Origin of the sequence: Oxobacter pfennigii (assembly GCF_001317355.1) — a bacterium.
GTDB lineage: Bacteria > Bacillota > Clostridia > Clostridiales > Oxobacteraceae > Oxobacter > Oxobacter pfennigii.
The window spans coordinates 1-16776 of sequence record NZ_LKET01000062.1; the positions used below are offsets into that span (position 1 = coordinate 1).

30 protein-coding genes are annotated in these 16776 nt (G+C 39.0%); all 30 read right to left on the reverse strand.

All coding sequences use genetic code 11. The features are described from left to right. Window positions 1-333: 333 nt before the first annotated feature. The 30 genes from OXPF_RS18700 to rplP all read right to left on the reverse strand — a co-directional run bounded on the left by OXPF_RS18700 (window position 334) and on the right by rplP (window position 16773). Window positions 334-1158 carry a hypothetical protein gene (locus tag OXPF_RS18700; RefSeq protein WP_054876741.1) on the reverse strand — a complete coding sequence of 275 codons (825 nt, stop codon included), beginning with the start codon at window positions 1156-1158 and terminating at the stop codon, window positions 334-336. Between the two features lie 315 nt (window positions 1159-1473). After that, window positions 1474-1866: a 30S ribosomal protein S9 gene (rpsI, locus tag OXPF_RS18705; RefSeq protein ID WP_054876742.1), complete on the reverse strand. Its 393-nt coding sequence runs from the start codon at window positions 1864-1866 to the stop codon at window positions 1474-1476. A 22-nt stretch (window positions 1867-1888) separates the two neighbouring features. After that, window positions 1889-2332, reverse strand: coding sequence for a 50S ribosomal protein L13 (gene rplM, locus OXPF_RS18710; RefSeq protein WP_054876743.1), 444 nt, complete (start codon window positions 2330-2332; stop codon window positions 1889-1891). A gap of 208 nt (window positions 2333-2540) precedes the next feature. Beyond that, entirely contained in the window at window positions 2541-3275 is a 735-nt protein-coding gene (truA, locus tag OXPF_RS18715; protein ID WP_054876744.1) for a tRNA pseudouridine(38-40) synthase TruA, read from the reverse strand. 36 nt (window positions 3276-3311) lie between these two features. Further along, window positions 3312-4109, reverse strand: coding sequence for an energy-coupling factor transporter transmembrane component T family protein (locus OXPF_RS18720; protein WP_054876745.1), 798 nt, complete (start codon window positions 4107-4109; stop codon window positions 3312-3314). Beyond that, the gene (locus tag OXPF_RS18725) at window positions 4106-4966 is read right to left on the reverse strand and encodes an energy-coupling factor transporter ATPase (RefSeq protein ID WP_054876746.1); all 861 of its coding nucleotides are present in this window, start codon (window positions 4964-4966) and stop codon (window positions 4106-4108) included. Before OXPF_RS18725 ends, OXPF_RS18720 begins: the two co-directional genes overlap by 4 nt. Further along, window positions 4957-5796, reverse strand: a complete 840-nt coding sequence (locus tag OXPF_RS18730; RefSeq protein ID WP_201779745.1) for an energy-coupling factor transporter ATPase — start codon at window positions 5794-5796, stop codon at window positions 4957-4959. The genes OXPF_RS18725 and OXPF_RS18730 overlap by 10 nt, the downstream gene beginning before the upstream one ends. 102 nt (window positions 5797-5898) lie before the next feature. Next, window positions 5899-6240: a 50S ribosomal protein L17 gene (gene rplQ / locus OXPF_RS18735; protein ID WP_054876748.1), complete on the reverse strand. Its 342-nt coding sequence runs from the start codon at window positions 6238-6240 to the stop codon at window positions 5899-5901. Window positions 6241-6253: 13 nt separating this feature from the next. Continuing rightward, window positions 6254-7201, reverse strand: coding sequence for a DNA-directed RNA polymerase subunit alpha (locus OXPF_RS18740; protein ID WP_054876749.1), 948 nt, complete (start codon window positions 7199-7201; stop codon window positions 6254-6256). A 63-nt stretch (window positions 7202-7264) separates the two neighbouring features. After that, window positions 7265-7885 carry a 30S ribosomal protein S4 gene (rpsD, locus tag OXPF_RS18745; protein ID WP_054876750.1) on the reverse strand — a complete coding sequence of 207 codons (621 nt, stop codon included), beginning with the start codon at window positions 7883-7885 and terminating at the stop codon, window positions 7265-7267. 20 nt (window positions 7886-7905) lie between these two features. Then, on the reverse strand, window positions 7906-8307 hold the full coding sequence (gene rpsK, locus OXPF_RS18750; RefSeq protein WP_054876751.1) for a 30S ribosomal protein S11: 402 nt from the start codon (window positions 8305-8307) through the stop codon (window positions 7906-7908). A gap of 16 nt (window positions 8308-8323) precedes the next feature. Next, window positions 8324-8695, reverse strand: a complete 372-nt coding sequence (gene rpsM, locus OXPF_RS18755) for a 30S ribosomal protein S13 (protein WP_054876752.1) — start codon at window positions 8693-8695, stop codon at window positions 8324-8326. 112 nt (window positions 8696-8807) lie between these two features. Continuing rightward, window positions 8808-8921 (reverse strand): 50S ribosomal protein L36, encoded by a 114-nt coding sequence (gene rpmJ, locus OXPF_RS18760; RefSeq protein WP_054876753.1) that lies wholly within the window; start codon window positions 8919-8921, stop codon window positions 8808-8810. Window positions 8922-8934: 13 nt separating this feature from the next. Continuing rightward, a complete protein-coding gene (gene infA / locus OXPF_RS18765; protein ID WP_054876754.1) occupies window positions 8935-9153 on the reverse strand; it encodes a translation initiation factor IF-1 in 219 nt (72 codons plus the stop codon). Window positions 9154-9181: 28 nt separating this feature from the next. Then, window positions 9182-9460 (reverse strand): KOW domain-containing RNA-binding protein, encoded by a 279-nt coding sequence (locus tag OXPF_RS18770; RefSeq protein ID WP_242854457.1) that lies wholly within the window; start codon window positions 9458-9460, stop codon window positions 9182-9184. A gap of 21 nt (window positions 9461-9481) precedes the next feature. Continuing rightward, a complete protein-coding gene (gene map, locus OXPF_RS18775) occupies window positions 9482-10228 on the reverse strand; it encodes a type I methionyl aminopeptidase (protein WP_054876755.1) in 747 nt (248 codons plus the stop codon). A gap of 287 nt (window positions 10229-10515) precedes the next feature. Beyond that, window positions 10516-11787 carry a preprotein translocase subunit SecY gene (gene secY, locus OXPF_RS18780; protein WP_054876756.1) on the reverse strand — a complete coding sequence of 424 codons (1272 nt, stop codon included), beginning with the start codon at window positions 11785-11787 and terminating at the stop codon, window positions 10516-10518. Continuing rightward, complete coding sequence (gene rplO / locus OXPF_RS18785; protein ID WP_054876757.1) at window positions 11788-12228, reverse strand: 50S ribosomal protein L15; 441 nt, start codon at window positions 12226-12228, stop codon at window positions 11788-11790. A gap of 26 nt (window positions 12229-12254) precedes the next feature. Further along, window positions 12255-12434, reverse strand: a complete 180-nt coding sequence (gene rpmD / locus OXPF_RS18790; RefSeq protein WP_054876758.1) for a 50S ribosomal protein L30 — start codon at window positions 12432-12434, stop codon at window positions 12255-12257. A gap of 12 nt (window positions 12435-12446) precedes the next feature. Further along, complete coding sequence (gene rpsE, locus OXPF_RS18795) at window positions 12447-12944, reverse strand: 30S ribosomal protein S5 (protein WP_054876759.1); 498 nt, start codon at window positions 12942-12944, stop codon at window positions 12447-12449. Between the two features lie 13 nt (window positions 12945-12957). Then, window positions 12958-13326, reverse strand: a complete 369-nt coding sequence (gene rplR, locus OXPF_RS18800; protein ID WP_054876760.1) for a 50S ribosomal protein L18 — start codon at window positions 13324-13326, stop codon at window positions 12958-12960. Between the two features lie 15 nt (window positions 13327-13341). Further along, on the reverse strand, window positions 13342-13884 hold the full coding sequence (gene rplF / locus OXPF_RS18805) for a 50S ribosomal protein L6 (RefSeq protein WP_054876761.1): 543 nt from the start codon (window positions 13882-13884) through the stop codon (window positions 13342-13344). Between the two features lie 27 nt (window positions 13885-13911). Next, window positions 13912-14310 (reverse strand): 30S ribosomal protein S8, encoded by a 399-nt coding sequence (gene rpsH / locus OXPF_RS18810; RefSeq protein WP_054876762.1) that lies wholly within the window; start codon window positions 14308-14310, stop codon window positions 13912-13914. 29 nt (window positions 14311-14339) lie between these two features. Continuing rightward, window positions 14340-14525: a type Z 30S ribosomal protein S14 gene (locus OXPF_RS18815; protein WP_054876763.1), complete on the reverse strand. Its 186-nt coding sequence runs from the start codon at window positions 14523-14525 to the stop codon at window positions 14340-14342. Window positions 14526-14541: 16 nt separating this feature from the next. After that, the gene (rplE, locus tag OXPF_RS18820; protein ID WP_054876764.1) at window positions 14542-15084 is read right to left on the reverse strand and encodes a 50S ribosomal protein L5; all 543 of its coding nucleotides are present in this window, start codon (window positions 15082-15084) and stop codon (window positions 14542-14544) included. Window positions 15085-15104: 20 nt separating this feature from the next. After that, the gene (gene rplX / locus OXPF_RS18825; RefSeq protein WP_054876818.1) at window positions 15105-15434 is read right to left on the reverse strand and encodes a 50S ribosomal protein L24; all 330 of its coding nucleotides are present in this window, start codon (window positions 15432-15434) and stop codon (window positions 15105-15107) included. 23 nt (window positions 15435-15457) lie between these two features. Then, complete coding sequence (gene rplN, locus OXPF_RS18830; protein ID WP_054876765.1) at window positions 15458-15826, reverse strand: 50S ribosomal protein L14; 369 nt, start codon at window positions 15824-15826, stop codon at window positions 15458-15460. Between the two features lie 28 nt (window positions 15827-15854). Continuing rightward, window positions 15855-16109: a 30S ribosomal protein S17 gene (gene rpsQ / locus OXPF_RS18835; protein WP_054876766.1), complete on the reverse strand. Its 255-nt coding sequence runs from the start codon at window positions 16107-16109 to the stop codon at window positions 15855-15857. Between the two features lie 18 nt (window positions 16110-16127). Beyond that, a complete protein-coding gene (rpmC, locus tag OXPF_RS18840; protein WP_054876767.1) occupies window positions 16128-16340 on the reverse strand; it encodes a 50S ribosomal protein L29 in 213 nt (70 codons plus the stop codon). Next, window positions 16330-16773 carry a 50S ribosomal protein L16 gene (rplP, locus tag OXPF_RS18845; RefSeq protein WP_054876768.1) on the reverse strand — a complete coding sequence of 148 codons (444 nt, stop codon included), beginning with the start codon at window positions 16771-16773 and terminating at the stop codon, window positions 16330-16332. Before rplP ends, rpmC begins: the two co-directional genes overlap by 11 nt. Window positions 16774-16776 lie beyond the last annotated feature (3 nt).

Genomic DNA, 16776 nt, shown 5'->3' on the forward strand with positions numbered 1-16776 from the left:
ACAAAATCAATATCGAAAGCATTGATGCTACAAAAGACTTTTCAATGCGCGAGGTATACGGACTAGATAAGTCTATTAGCGAGTAATATTTGATTTAGGCGATTTCCAGTTCCGGACAAGTGATTTCTAATGCTCCGGAACTGCGACTTCGTCGCATCGGAATATTCATTATATATTGATTTATTTAAAAATTCCTATTTTAACTGTATGTAAATCATGCGTAAATGACTTTAAACTGTTTTAGTGTACTATCCTACTATTTATATTTCAAGCATAAAATAATTGGAATTATTGTATATGTTTTAAAAATTCAGTAGCTTTATACTAACATAATTAGTCTTCTCCTATAAGTTTTCCTGCTTCATATCTGAATAATTTATGTTCAGAAGGCTTACTATTTTCATATAGTCCTGTCTCAATAAACCATGTTCCGTCTATTGCGTGTAAACCTGCATAGTCGCTTTTGGTTGCTTCATTTACATCGGCCTTTCCAAATTGATCATTATTCCATTTGTATATATCTAAATATGGCGGTAAACTTCCTGCAGAGCCAGCAGTTAACTCTACTTGACCATCTCCATCTAAATCAACAATAGTTGGAGAACCCATAGTTAATAAATTTTCCCACTCTTGCTTAGTTTCATTAAAAGAAATTATTTTCATTTCCATATAAGTTGAGCCCATGCCACCTTCGATTTCAATATCCTTTATACCGTCAGAAGTTCTGTCCTCTAAATTAACATTTACATCATCTATTCTATAATTACTAACAACTCCAATTTCATAAAGCTTATTCTTATGCTCTAAGAACCCATATATTACACCTTCATCTGGTCTTAAATCAGGATTAATGGTATTGTCAATATATAAATGTATTGTTGCTTCATTTTGGTTTGGCAAATTACCAAAATAAATACTTTTTCCCTTAACCCATTCTTTTTTAGGTAGACCCTCTTTTAAAGTTTGCTTATGTATCGGCATGAAAGTTAGTTCTATAATATCTTTATTAGTATTATCTTTTTCTGAAATATCATTACATTTCTGAACTATATCTCCATCTTTATTTTCATTATTATTACATGCTACAAGTAACAATAAAATTGTTATAATTAATATGGTTAATTTTATTTTAGCTTTTGCATTCCTTGAAATTTTCATTTATCCTCCATAAAACTATTTATATAATTATTGACTGTCAGCACATATCATTTAGATATTTTACAAAAGCTTTCTTTTTATAAAAAATTCAGCAATTATAAATATTGCTATAAATATTATACTTTCAAGTTTTAATGAATAAGATACTAAAACCAAGTTTATTTGTAATAAGTCTATAATCTACTTTTATATATATTTTATCAGAACCAATGTCATTATGCGATAAGATAAGAAAACTTGATATATCATCATGAAACATGCTCTATAAACAAAGAAAGCCACATTTCTGTGGCTCCTTGATTTTGATCATATATATTATCTCTTGCTGAACTGCGGTGCTCTTCTTGCTTTCTTCAAGCCGTATTTCTTTCTTTCCTTCATCCTTGGATCCCTTGTGAGGAATCCAGCTTTTTTAAGCTCGGATCTTAATTCCAAATCAGCTTTAAGTAAAGCTCTTGATATTCCATGTCTTAGCGCTCCTGCCTGGCCTGTGTATCCACCACCATGAACATTTGCCACAACGTCAAACTTGCCTGCAGTTCCTGTAAGAACCAGTGGCTGCTTAACTATTGTCCTTAATGTTTCAAGACCGAAATAATCCTGGATATCCCTTGTGTTAACGGTTATAGCTCCTTCACCGGGAACCAACCTTACTCTTGCTATTGATTTTTTCCTTCTACCTGTACCGATATATTGTACCTTTGCCATGGTTTATCCTCCCTTCACGCCTTTATTTGTCAGTTTTAATTTCTAATACTTCGGGCTGCTGAGCCTGATGCTGATGTTCAGGTCCTCTGAAAACCTTTAACTTCTTCAACATCTTTCTTCCTAAAGGTCCTTTAGGAAGCATTCCTCTAACTGCCTCATAAACTGCAAACTCCGGCTTGGAACTTAAAAGCTGCCTGTATGAAGTTTCTTTAAGGCCGCCGGGATACAATGAATGATGCCGGTAAAATTTCTGATCCAGTTTCTTTCCTGTAAGTACTACCTTCTCAGCATTCACTATTATAACGAAATCACCTGTATCCATATGAGGTGTATATATTGGTTTATTCTTTCCTCTTAATATTGAAGCAACTTGAGATGCCATTCTTCCCAGAGTTTTTCCCTGAGCGTCTACAACATACCATTTTCTGTTGATATCTGCTGGCTTTGCAATATATGTTGTTTTCATTTTTTTCCCTCCTATTTTCATAAAAAACTACTTGTCATGGAATTGCTGCAATTCAGCTCGGGATACTGAAACTTATGCAATCCTATTTTATATCCGTATATATAAAAGATCCGGGGCTAGTGGATCTTTTTACACCACTAAATATTGTAATACAATTAGCCTGGTGTGTCAAGGAATACTTAGAAATTCCAGGCCTTCACGAAGCTTTTTAATAATATACCTCCTCTAAGCATAAGCCTTGAGGCGGGGCAGTCTTTCCTGCTCTTTCCCTGTCTTTGCTCTCTATTATCCTTGTTATGTCATTTGGGCTTATTATGCCCCTTCCTATGTCAATCAAGGTCCCTGATATTATTCTAACCATATTATAAAGAAAACCGTCAGCTTCTATATAAAGCTTTATAATATCATCTGAATGTACGAGATTCAGAAGCCTTATGGTCCTTATGGTGGTCTTGACAGAACTCCCTGTGGACATAAAGGCCGAAAAATCCTGGGTGCCTAAAAAATATTTACAGGCTTCCCTCATACTGTCGATACAAAGCGGGTACCACACATGGGCAGCAAAATTTCTCAATAAGGGTGATGACACTCTTCTGTTCAATATGGTATAAGAATACCTCTTTCCCGTACTGCTGTAACGGCTGTGAAAATTCTCATCCACATATTGTGCATCAAGAATTGCTATATCCTCCGGCAGCTTGCTGTTTATAGCCGCTGCAATGCTTTTCTCGGGTATCGTTGTGTCACAGAAGAAATTGGCTGTCATTCCCTTAGCATGAACTCCTGCGTCAGTCCTGCTGGAGCCTGTAAGATTGATACTTTGGCCAGTGACAGTTATGATAGCTTTTTCAATAGATTCCTGGATGGAAACAGAATTTTTCTGTATCTGCCATCCGCTATAATTAGTCCCGTCATATTCAATTGTCAATTTAATGTTTCTCATAGCTTTAACCCCGATTATAAAAATATGGGTATCATACTATAAAAATCTGCTGTACACTGAAACAGCTACCAACAGGACAATTATTGCCATTGCTGCCTTATCTATGTTTTTTATTTTAAGCTGCTTTAAGCGGGTGCGGTTTACCCCACCCCTGTAGCATCTTGCCTCCATAGCCATGGCTAAATCATCGGCTCTTCGAAAGGAACTGATAAAGAGAGGCACTAATAATGGCACCATGTTCTTTGCCCGGTTTACGATGTTTCCTGATTCAAAATCCGCACCCCTTGCCATTTGAGCCTTCATTATCTTATCTGTTTCATCTAAAAGCGTAGGTATGAACCTTAGGGCTATGGTCATCATCATTGCCAGTTCATGAGCAGGCACGCCTATTCTTTTTAAAGGGTTTAAAAGGTGCTCAATACCGTCTGTAAGGGATATTGGGGATGTGGTTAAGGTCAGTACTGAGGTACCTATGATGAGAAAAATCAGCCTTAAAATCATAAAGGCAGCCAGCCTTAAGCCTTCATAAGTAATAACTAAAGGCCCTAATCTGTATAACTCTGTACCTGTTGTCAAAAACATATTTAAAAGTCCCGTTATTATCAAAATAGCAAGAATAGGCTTTAAGCCTTTAAAAATATATTTGACTGGAATGCGAGAAATTATAATCACCGAAATAAGAAATATTAAATTAGGAACATAGCCTAAAAAATTATTAATAATAAAAAGATTTATCATAAAAATGAAGGTGGCAGATATTTTAACTCTGGGGTCAAGATTATGGATGGAGGAATCTCCGGGCAGGTATTGCCCTATTGTAATATCCTTTATCATGATTTCCTGCTCCTTAAAAACTTAATAATTTCCTGTTTGGCTTCTTCAATTGTCAGAACATCATCTTTGAAGTCAATACCTTTTGATTTAAGTTCCCTAGCCAGAGCCGTAACTTGAGGAATACCCAGGCCTACCTTTATCAAAGTATCTGCTTCCTTGAATATATCCTTGGGACTTCCCGTTAAAATACATCTTCCTTCATTCATGACTATTATTCTGTCTACCAGTTTTGCAATATCCTCCATACTGTGAGATACCAGTATGGTGGTTTTGTTGTATTTATCATGTAAGCTTTTAATCTCCCCTAAAATTGCATCCCTGCCTCTTGGATCCAAGCCTGCCGTAGGTTCATCCAGTATTAAAACCTTGGGATCCATAGCCAGTACCCCTGCAATTGCAACTCTTCTCCGCTGGCCTCCGCTTAAGTCAAAGGGAGATTTAACTTTGCTTTCTTCGTAATCAAGTCCCACCATCTCCAAAGCCTGGCGCACTTTCAAATCCACTTCTTCATTGCTTAAACCTAAGTTTTTAGGGCCAAAGGCTACATCTTTATACACAGTTTCCTCAAAGAGCTGATGTTCGGGATACTGAAAGACCAGGCCTACCTTTTGCCTTACGGCCTTTAAATTGGTACCTTTAGCTGTTATCTCTATATCATCTACAAATATCTTTCCTGAGCTGGCTTTTAAAAGCCCGTTTAAATGCTGAACCAGGGTGGATTTACCGGAACCCGTATGTCCTATAAGGCCTACAAATTCACCGTCATTTATTTGCAGTGTAACATTGTCAAGGGCAGTTGATTCAAATGGTGTTCCCGGCATATATATATATGTAAGATTCTCTACTTTTATCGGCATAGCTGCACCACCATTTCATCAATTGTAAGAGTATCGGGACTTATATCTATGCCTTCTTTTTTTAATTCAAAGGCAAGTTCAGTCATCTGAGGTACGTCCAGTCCTATGCTTTTTAGCTCCTCAACCTTTGAGAATACTTCTTTTGGAGTGCCCGACAATACTACTTTTCCTTCCTCCATCACAATTACCCTGTCTGCATCTACCGCTTCTTCCATATAATGGGTAATAAGGATGATGGTTATACCCTCCTCCTTATTAAGTTTTTTGATGGTATTGATAACTTCCTTCCTTCCTGAAGGATCAAGCATGGCGGTAGGCTCATCCAAAACTATGCACTCAGGTTTCATTGAAATTACTCCGGCAATTGCAACTCTTTGCTTTTGGCCTCCCGAAAGCAAATGAGGACCATGCTTCATAAACTGGTACATGTCTACTGACTTTAATGATTCATCCACTCTTTTTCTGATTTCTCCCGGCTCAACACCAAGATTTTCAGGTCCAAAGGCTACATCTTCTTCAACGATGGTAGCAACTATCTGGTTATCGGGATTTTGGAAAACCATCCCTGCAGCCTGCCTTATATCCCATAGATATTTTTCTTCACCGGTATCCATGCCCTTAACATATATTTTTCCTGAAGTGGGGAGCAATAATGCATTCATATGCTTTGCAAGGGTGGATTTTCCTGAGCCATTATGGCCGATTATAACAACAAATTCACCTTTTTTTATGTCAATATTCACTTTATTTAACGCTGATATCTCTTCTTTATTTTCATCAGTTTTATATTGATAATTCAGATCTTTTGTTTCAATCATTTTCTCCATTATTACACCTTCTCTTTGGAGGTCAGAAATTAAATAAATTAGGGACTAAGTTAGCAAACTTTTCTACACATAACTTAATCCCTCAAGATGTCTAAATCAAAATAATTAAACTAGCTCCAATATAGCCATTTCGGCTGCATCGCCTCTTCTTGGACCTTCTTTAAGAATTCTGGTGTAGCCACCGCTTCTTTCAGAATACTTGGGAGCTATTTTTGTAAACAAATCGGTCACAACTGTTTCATCAAGCAAGTATGAAAGCGCCTGACGCCTTGCATGTAAATCCCCTCTTTTGCCAAGGGTAATCATCTTTTCAGCTATGCTTTTTACTTCCTTAGCTCTCATCACAGTTGTGCGGACCTTGCCATATTTCAAGAAGCTTGTTGTGAGGTTTCTAAGCATAGCAACCCTTTCATTTGTCGGGCGACCAAGCTTTCTATGTTCAGCCATGTAATTCCCTCCTTTACTCTTCGCTCTGTTTTAAACCTAACCCTAATGCAGCCAGTTTTTGTTCAACCTCTTCAAGGGACTTCTTACCGAGATTCCTTACCTTCATCATATCTTCAACAGACCTCTGAGTGAGTTCCTCCACAGTATTTATTCCTGCGCGCTTCAGGCAGTTATAAGATCTTACTGAGAGGTCGAGCTCTTCAATTGTCATGTCGAGCACTTTTTCCTTCTTGTCTTCTTCCTTTTCAACCATGATATTCACATCTGATACATGATCGGTTAAAGTCATAAAGAGTTTAAGGTGCTCAATCAAAACTTTTGCAGCAAGACTCAATGATTCGTCGGGTTTTATTGTTCCATTGGTCCATATTTCAAAAGTAAGTTTATCGTAATCAGTTACCTGGCCGACACGAGTGTCTTCTACGCTGTAATTAATTCTCTTAACCGGTGTATAGATTGAATCAACAGGGATCATACCGATGGGCTGGTTTGCTTCCTTGTTCTTTTCTGCCGGAACATAACCCCTGCCCTTATCGATATTGATTTCCATATATAATCTTGCATCTTCACTTAATGTGGCGATATGCATATCCTTGTTGATTATCTCTACATCGCCTTCACTCCTGATATCACCTGCAGTAACTTCTCCTTCACCGCGGGTGTCAATGTAAACCGTCCTTGGCCCGTCTCCATTAATTTTTAATGCAAGACTCTTAAGGTTTAAGATTATTTCAGTGACATCCTCTTTTACTCCAGGTACCGTTGAGAATTCGTGAAGCACGCCGTCAATCTTTATGGATGTAACAGCTGCTCCGGGCAGAGAGGATAGGAGAATTCTTCTTAATGAATTACCAAGGGTAGTTCCGTAACCTCTTTCCAATGGTTCTATTACAAACTTGCCATAGCTGCCGTCTTCGCTTGTCTCAACGCATTCTATTTTGGGCTTTTCTATTTCAATCATACCTATGAAACCCTCCTTTTGAATTTCTTATTACTATATTGAGGGCAATTAATCCTACATTAATTATTTAGAATATAACTCAACAATCAGTGTTTCTTGTACTGGTATATCGATATCTTCTCTCTTAGGATCTGCAATAACCTTTCCCTCAAGTTTATCCATTTCTACAGATAACCATTGCGGAGTAGTTACAGCGACCTCTGCTAAAGCTTTGAACTTTTCGCTGCTTCTGCTGCTTTCCTTGACAGCTATAACATCTCCAACCGAAATCTTATATGAAGGTATGTTAACCTTCTTTCCGTTTACAGTAAAATGTCCGTGATTAACCAGCTGTCTTGCTTCTGTTCTTGAGCTTGCGAATCCTAATCTGAAAACAACGTTATCCAATCTTGTTTCCAAAAGCTTCAGGAGATTTTCACCGGTGATACCTTTCTTCCTGTCTGCTTTTTCATAATATTCTCTGAACTGGGTTTCAAGGATACCATATATTCTCCTGGCTTTTTGCTTTTCTCTCAACTGAACACCATAGTTTGAAAGCTTCTTTCTGCTTTGGCCATGTTGTCCGGGAGCATATGTTCTTTTTTGTACGGAACACTTGTCAGAATAACATCTATCTCCCTTTAAGAAAAGCTTTATGCCTTCTCTTCTGCATAATCTGCATACCGGGCCTGTATATCTTGCCATGTTTTTTGCACCTCCTTAAGTTATACTCTTCTGCGTTTAGGTGGTCTGCAGCCATTATGAGGAATAGGTGTAACATCCTTTATAAGGCTGACTTCCAATCCTGCCGCCTGTAGTGATCTGATAGCTGCTTCTCTGCCTGAACCAGGTCCCTTAACGAAAACCTCTACAGACTTTAAGCCATGTTCCATTGCTGATTTTGCAGCTGTTTCTGCAGCCATCTGAGCAGCGTAGGGAGTGCTTTTCCTTGAACCTCTGAATCCAAGTCCGCCGGCACTGGCCCATGAAAGAGCATTTCCAGTTGTGTCAGTTAAAGTAACAATTGTATTATTAAATGTTGATTGTATGTGGGCTGCGCCGCGTTCAACATTTTTGCGTTCTCTTCTCTTGCGAGTAACCTTTTTACCCTTAGGTTGAGCTGCCATTCATTTCCCTCCTTAATTATTTTTTCCTTCTTACGCCAACAGTCCTCTTAGGTCCTTTTCTGGTCCTTGCGTTTGTCTTGGTCTTCTGTCCTCTGACCGGAAGTCCTCTTCTGTGACGTATTCCTCTATAACAACCAATTTCCACTAGCCTTTTTATACTAAGGGAAACATCTCTTCTTAAATCACCTTCAACTTTGAAGCTTTTATCTATATATTCCCTTAATTTGTTGACTTCTGCTTCTGTAAGATCTTTAACTCTGGTATCAGGGCTTATGCCTGTTTCCTGGAGTATCTTATTGGCTCTTGGTCTCCCTATGCCAAATATATAAGTAAGACCTATTTCTGCCCTTTTTTCTCTTGGTAGGTCAACACCTGCTATTCTAGCCATTAATTACTTACACCTCCTGGTTTTAATTTGTGTATTTATTAAATCAGTCTATAAGGACATCCATACAATAGTATTTGATGCAGCCGCTCCCATATAGTACTAATTTGTTTTATTAACCTTGCTTTTGTTTATGTTTCGCGTTTTCACAGATAACCATCACTTTGCCATGTCTTTTAATTATCTTGCATTTTTCACATATAGGTTTTACCGATGGCCTTACCTTCATGGCTTACCCTCCTTTATTTTGCTCTCCACGTTATACGTCCTCGAGTTAAATCATAGGGCGATAATTCTATGGTGACCTTATCTCCTGGAAGAATCCTTATAAAATTCATTCTTAATTTTCCTGATATATGAGCGAGTACTTTATGCCCATTTTCTAATTCTACCTGAAACATTGCATTTGGTAAAGCCTCGATAACAGTACCCTGCAACTCTACAACATCATCTTTAGACATAAGGTAATCAAACCTCCTTATAATTAGATTAATCAATCAAACCCAGTGACTTCAAACTGTTTTTTATATCACCATTGCTTATTCTCATATTGGATTCAATTTTTGCTTTGACATCATGTGCTACATGATTATGAACATCGAGATGTTTGATTTTCTTCCTCTTGGGCTTTTCAACCTTTCTCAATTCTCCGTCACAAATCAATGCGTATTCCTTCCCGTCCAAACCCATGACGACAAAGTATTTGTCCTTATCTCTTCCTGCTTTCGAACGTACTATTTGCCCCAGAATAATTCTTTCTGACTCCAATGATGTTCACCTCATTTTAGCTTATATGACTGTCAGGATCTCGGGGCCTTTATCCAGTATGACAATGGTGTTTTCATAATGAGCAGATAAACTTCCGTCTGCAGTAACCACAGTCCATTCATCTGAAAGAGTTTTAACCTGGTAACCGCCCATATTTACCATGGGCTCTATTGCAAGGCACATACCCTTAACAAGTCTTACACCCCTTCCAGGTCTTCCGTAATTGGGGACCTGGGGGTCTTCGTGCATGGCTCTGCCTATGCCATGGCCAACATAATCCCGGACTATTGAAAATCCATGCTTCTCCACATATACCTGTATGGCATGGGATATGTCCTCCAGCCTTTTTCCTATTCGGGCATTTTCAATGCCCTTAAAGAAGCTTTCTTGTGTGACATCAATCAATTTTCGGGCCTCTTTTGACACTGTTCCAACAGGATATGTTCTTGCTGCATCGCTGTAGAAGCCATTAATCATTGCGCCGCAATCTATGCTGACTATGTCTCCTTCATTAAGTATCCTGTCGCCTGGGATGCCATGCACAACCTCTTCATTGATTGATATGCACAAAGTGGCCGGAAAGCCGTACAGTCCTTTAAAAGCCGGAATAGCATTTTGCCCTAGGATAAACTGTTCAGCAAAATTATCGATATATGCTGTAGTAACACCAGGTTTGATTACCTCTCTAACCTTTTCAAGTGTCATAGCTACGACTTTTCCTGCTTGTTTCATATATATAATATCATTATCGGATTTTATCACAATCATCTTAACCGCTCCCCAAAAATTCGCAAATATCTTTACATTCCTAATATCTTGCTCTCAATCTACTTAGGGTGAAGCCCTATTTCAGCAGTAGTCAATCAAGGGAGCAGTTTAACTTGTATATACCTTAGACTCATTTCCCAATAATTAGTTATTACCTGTCAAGATATATGACACAGTCAAGCTGTGTACCCATTTCATAAGCATATCCCTGCCTCATGAGGCTTAAAAGCCTCATGATAAAATCATCCCCAATTTTTGAACAATTAAATCAGAATGGCGAATATATGCTATTTTAGGAATCCCTGATAATGTCTCATGGTCATCTGAGCTTCCAACTGTTTAGCCAGTTCAAGAGCAGTACCTACAACTATCAGAATTGATGTACCTCCAAAGTACAGGTCTTTAAGTCCGGTAAACTTATCCAGAAAATAAGGAGTAAGGGCTATAATACCTGCAAAAGTTCCACCTATCAGAGTTATACGGTTTAATATAGACTGAACATAGTCTGCAGTTGGCTTCCCGGGTCTTATACCGGGTATAAATCCGCCGTTCTTCTTCATGTTCTCCGCCATTTCCTTTGTGTTAAAGGTTATGCCGGTATAGAACCATGTAAAGAATATTACCAGCAGGAAGTATATTATGATGTACAGCCAACTGTCAGTCCCGAATATCCCGCCTTTATTGAAGGCAGACACCCATCCCGCATTAGGAACAAATGCTGCTATTGTAGCCGGGAACTGCATTATGGACATTGCAAATATTATTGCAATTACGCTGGACGAGCTTACGCTGATTGGTATGTGAGTACTCTGACCACCGTACATTTTTCTTCCTACCATCTTTTTAGCATACTGTACAGGTATCCTGCGTTCTGCAAGGTCCATTGTCACAACGGCAATAATGCTTATTAAGGCAAAAGCAATGAAAATTATTACTTCAAACCAATCTGCAGTGCCGGCGGATACAAGTCCGCTGATCTGGAAACCCATGCTGGGATACCTGGATATAATACTTGTGAAAATAAGCAGCGATATACCATTGCCTATTCCCTTGTCGGTAATCTGCTCACCCAGCCACATAAGGAAGGATGTACCGGCAACAAGTGTAATTATTATTATGAACAAATGGAATGGAGAATCTTTAATAATAGCTCCCTGGCTTCTTATAAGAAGTGTCAGGCCAAAGGCTTGAATAGTTCCAAGCACAATAGTTCCGTATCTCGTTATTTGAGCTATTTTCTTTCTTCCATCTTCACCTTCTTTTGACATTTGCTCCAGTTTCGGAATAGCAATTGTCAAAAGGTTTATTATAATTGAAGAGTTGATGTATGGAACTATACCCATTGCAAAAATAGTAAAGTTTTTAAATGCTCCGCCTGACAGTATATCGAAAAAGCCGAATAAGGCTCCCTGAGAGACAAATTGCTGTACCACGTCGGTATTTATATATGGTACAGGAATAAAGGCCCCTCCCCTGTATACTACAAGCATTATTACAACGAATATAAGTCGTCTTCTAAGATCCGGTATTTTCCAAGCGTTGCGCAAAGTTGACAACAACTATATCACCTCTACTTTTCCTCCAGCTGCTTCTATCTTCTGTGCGGCTGAAGAGGTAAACTTATGGGCTTTTACTGTCAAGCTCTTTGAAATCTCACCGTTCCCAAGTATCTTTATGCCGTCTAATGTCTTTTTTATTATATTATTTTCAAGAAGCGTTTCAGGAGTAACTGTAGCTCCGGCCTCAAACACGTCTAAATCTGATATTTTAACTTCTGCATATTCTTTTGCAAAAATATTGGTGAAACCTCTCTTAGGAAGTCTTCTGTGTAGTGGCATCTGACCTCCTTCAAATCCCGGCCTTACACCGCCGCCTGAACGTGATTTCTGACCGGTCTGTCCTCTGCCGCCGGTTTTACCCTGGCCTGAACCTGTTCCTCTGCCTTTTCTTTTTGGAGTCTTTGTGGCTCCTGCTGTTGGCTTAAGTTCATGAAGTTTCATTTCTGCACCTCCTATTCCGGTTAAGATTATATTTCTTCTACTTTTAAAAGATATCCGATTTTATTGATCATACCCTTTATCTGGACTGTGTCATCGTGTTCAACAACATTGTTGATCTTTTTTAGTCCAAGAGCATGAGCAGTTGCTATATGATCATCTTTTCTGCCTATCAAACTCTTTAACAGAGTAATTTTAAGTTTAGCCAAGGTAGCTCCCCCCTAACCTAATATCTCTTCGACGGTTTTGCCTCTCAGCTTTGCTACATCTTCTACCGTCTTAAGTCTGGATAACCCATCGATAGTTGCATTAACCATATTCTTGGGGTTATTTGACCCAAGGGATTTTGCTCTAACATCTTTCAAACCTGCAAGTTCTAAAACTGCACGAACAGGTCCGCCTGCTATAACTCCTGTACCTTCTTTAGCCGGCATGATAAGAACTTTGCCTTTATCGAATATACCAACTATTTCATGGGGAATTGTATTTTCTACTATTGCAACATCTATAAGATGCTTCTTTGCATCTTCGATGCCTTTTCTTATTGCTTCCGGAATTTCAACGGATTTGCCGGTACCTACTCCTACGTGGCCATTGCCGTCTCCGACAACCACTATGGCAGCAAATCTGAAGTTACGGCCGCCCTTAACAACCTTTGTTACACGGTTTATAAAAACAACCTTTTCTTTAAGGTCCAAATTGCTTGGATCGATTCGCATTTATTTCCCTCCTTTAGAATTCAAGTCCAGCTTGCCTTGCAGCCTCTGCCAGTTCCTTTACTCTACCGTGGTATATATAACCACCTCTATCAAAAACTACTTTGCTTAGTCCTGCCTCTTTTGCCTTTTTAGCAATCAATTCGCCAACTGCCTTCGCTGCTTCTTTATTGCTGCCGGCAGAAATAGTCTCCTTCAGCTCTTTGTCAAGGCTTGAAGCTGCTACTAAAGTACGGCCAAGGTCGTCATTTATAATCTGAGCGTATATGTTCTTCTCGCTCCTGAATACGTTCAATCTCGGACGTTCTGCTGTACCATGGATCTTGTTTCTTGATCTCATGTGACGCTTAATTCTTGCCTCGTTTCTTACTGGTTTGTTCAGCATTCAGTTCACTCCTTTCTATTTCTTACCGGTCTTTCCTTCCTTAGTCTTAACTACTTCTGTTTCGTATTTTATACCTTTGCCCTTGTATGGCTCTGGTGGTCTTACTTCTCTTATCTGTGCGGCGATAAGTCCTACCAGTTCCTTATCGATTCCCTTTACCAATATTTTGTTTGGTGAAGGAGTTTCATAGGTTATCCCATTTATTTCTCCCATTTCCACAGGATGTGAATACCCTACTGTCAAAACCAGTTTCTTTCCGTTAACAGCCGCACGGTAACCTACTCCAACAAGGTCAAGTCCCTTTTGGAATCCGTCGGTTACACCGGTAACCATGTTCTTTATCAATGCCCTTGTCAATCCGTGGAGGGCTCTGTGTTCTTTTTGGTCATCAGGTCTTGTGACAACAATTTTGTCATCTTCTATGTTAATACTAATATCTTTATGCATTCCCTTTGTCAATGTACCTTTAGGCCCCTTTACAGTTATAACGTTTTCAGCATCTACGTTAACTGCAACGCCCTGGGGTATAACAACAGGAAGCTTACCAATTCTCGACATGTCTACACCTCCCATTCAATGTTAGTATTACCATACATAGCAAAGGACTTCTCCGCCTAAACCATCTTTCCTTGCCTGTTTATCAGTCATAATACCTTTGCTTGTTGATATTACCGCAATACCAAGGCCGCCTAGTACTTTAGGAATATCCTCTTTTCCTACATATACCCTAAGTCCTGGTTTGCTTATCCTTTTCAATCCGGTTATAACCCTTTCCTTGCTCTGACCGTATTTCATAGTCAGCCTGATGATTGGAACCGAACCATCCATAAGCTCTTCTATTTTCTTAACAAATCCTTCTTCCATCAATATATTACCGATTGCTCTTTTAATATTGGAAGCCGGAATATCTACTATCTCGTGTCTTACTATATTAGCATTTCTGATACGTGTTAACATATCAGCAATTGGATCAGTCATGACCATTGTTTCTGCCTCCTTTCATTCAATAGGAATTACCAGCTTGCCTTCTTAACTCCGGGAATTTCGCCTCTGTAAGCCATTTCCCTAAAGCAGATACGGCAAATGCCAAACTTACTCAATACTGCATGGGGCCTTCCGCATATTCTGCATCTTGTATATGCCCTGGACGAAAACTTAGGTGTCTTCTTCCATCTTTCAATCATAGATTTCTTTGCCACAGTCTTCCCTCCTTTATTACTGTGCAAATGGCATTCCGAGCAGTTTTAATAGCTCACGTGCCTCTTCGTCAGTCTTTGCAGTTGTTACGAATATGATATCCATTCCTCTTACTTTTTCAACCTTGTCATATTCTACTTCTGGGAATATTAACTGTTCTTTTATACCTAATGAGTAATTTCCTCTGCCATCAAAAGCTTTATCTGATACTCCCCTGAAGTCTCTTACCCTGGGAAGAGCTATATTTAAAAGTTTGTCAACAAACTCGTACATCCTTGCTCCCCTTAAAGTTACCTTACAGCCTACGGCCATTCCTTCTCTCACTTTAAAGTTTGCAATTGACTTTTTAGCTCTGGTTACAACAGCCTTCTGTCCGGTGATTAGTGAAAGGTCTGCAGTAGCAGCATCCATAAGTTTAGGGTTTTCTCTTGCATCACCCACACCCATATTTAAAACTACTTTTTCAAGTTTAGGAATTTGCATGGAACTCTTATATCCGAACTTTTGCATAAGAACTTGTGCTATTTCCTTTTCGTATTTTTCTCTAAGCCTTGGCACCATGTAAGTTACCTCCTTTCATACTACTTCTGATTATCTAAAATCTCACCGCACTTAACACATTTTCTAACTTTTTTACCATCATTCAATATGGAATGGCCAACTCTCCTACCTGCTGCACAGCTCGGGCAGTAAACAGCAACCTTAGATGAATTTATGGCTCCTTCCTGGTGGATAATGCCGCCTTTAGCTACTTTCTTGCTGGGTTTTTCATGCTTTGTAAGCATATTCACTCCTTCAACAAGAACTTTATTTTCAGAGGCTAACACGCCGAGAACCTTGCCCTTTTTACCTTTATCCTTGCCGGATAAAACAACGACTGTATCTCCTTTTTTTACATGAACTTTATTCATTGTCACTTACGCCACCTCCCGTACTATAGTACTTCTGGAGCAAGTGAAAGTATTTTTGTAAAATCTCTTTCCCTTAACTCTCTTGCAACGGGTCCGAATATACGGGTTCCCCTTGGCTGCTTATCATCTTTTATTATAACTGCAGCATTCTCATCAAATCTTATATGTGAACCATCAGGCCTTCTCTTTCCCTGTACAGTTCTTACTATAACGGCTTTAACAACATCGCCTTTTTTAACAACACCCCCGGGTGTTGCACTCTTTACACTCGCTACAATGATATCACCAATGTTACCGGTCTTTCTTGTAGAACCTCCCATAACCCTGATGCACATTATTACTTTTGCACCGGAATTATCTGCAACTTTTAATAAACTCTGCTGTTGAATCATTGATGTACCCTCCTTTCAACTTCAGGGATTATTGAGCTTTCTCAATTATTTGTACTAGTCTCCATCTTTTATCTTTACTTAACGGCCTTGTTTCCATTATTTTAACTTTATCGCCTACGCCGGCTTCATTATTTTCATCATGTGCCTTAAACTTTGTTGTACGGTTTACTATCTTACGAGTTACCGAATGGCGTACCCTTGTTTCTACTGCAACAACAATGGTCTTTTCCATTTTATCAGAAACCACTTTTCCTATTCTGGTTTTCCTTAATGCTCTTTCCACAAAACAGACCTCCTTCCATTATGCCCCAAAGGATTTTAACTCTTTTTCCATAATTATTGTTTTTACCTGTGCAATAGACTTCTTTACCTCTTTTATTCTCATGGGGTTATCAAGCTGTCCTGTAGCTAACTGGAATCTTAAGTTGAAAAGTTCATGCTTTAACTCTTCCACCTTGGTTTTCAATGAAGAAACATCATTACCGCGAATATTTTCCAATTCTCTAGTTTTCATTGCTTTCACCACCCATTTCTTCAAAGTCTGACCTCTTAACAAATTTACATTTGATAGGAAGTTTATGTGAAGCAAGTCTTATAGCTTCTCTTGCTGTTTCTTCAGCAACTCCGGCTATTTCAAACAGTACTCTGCCTGGTTTAACAACTGCTACCCAATATTCAGGTGAACCTTTACCAGAACCCATACGTGTTTCAGCAGGTTTCTCAGTTACAGGCTTATCCGGGAATATTTTAATCCAGACCTTTCCACCTCTTTTAATATATCTTGTCATAGCAATTCTCGCAGCCTCAATCTGCTGGCTGGTTATCCATGACGGCTCAAGGGCTACTACTCCATATTCACCATATGATATTGTGTTGCCCCTTGTTGCCACACCAGTCATTCTGCCGCGGTGAACCCTACGGTGTTTAACTCTTTTAGGCATTAACATAAG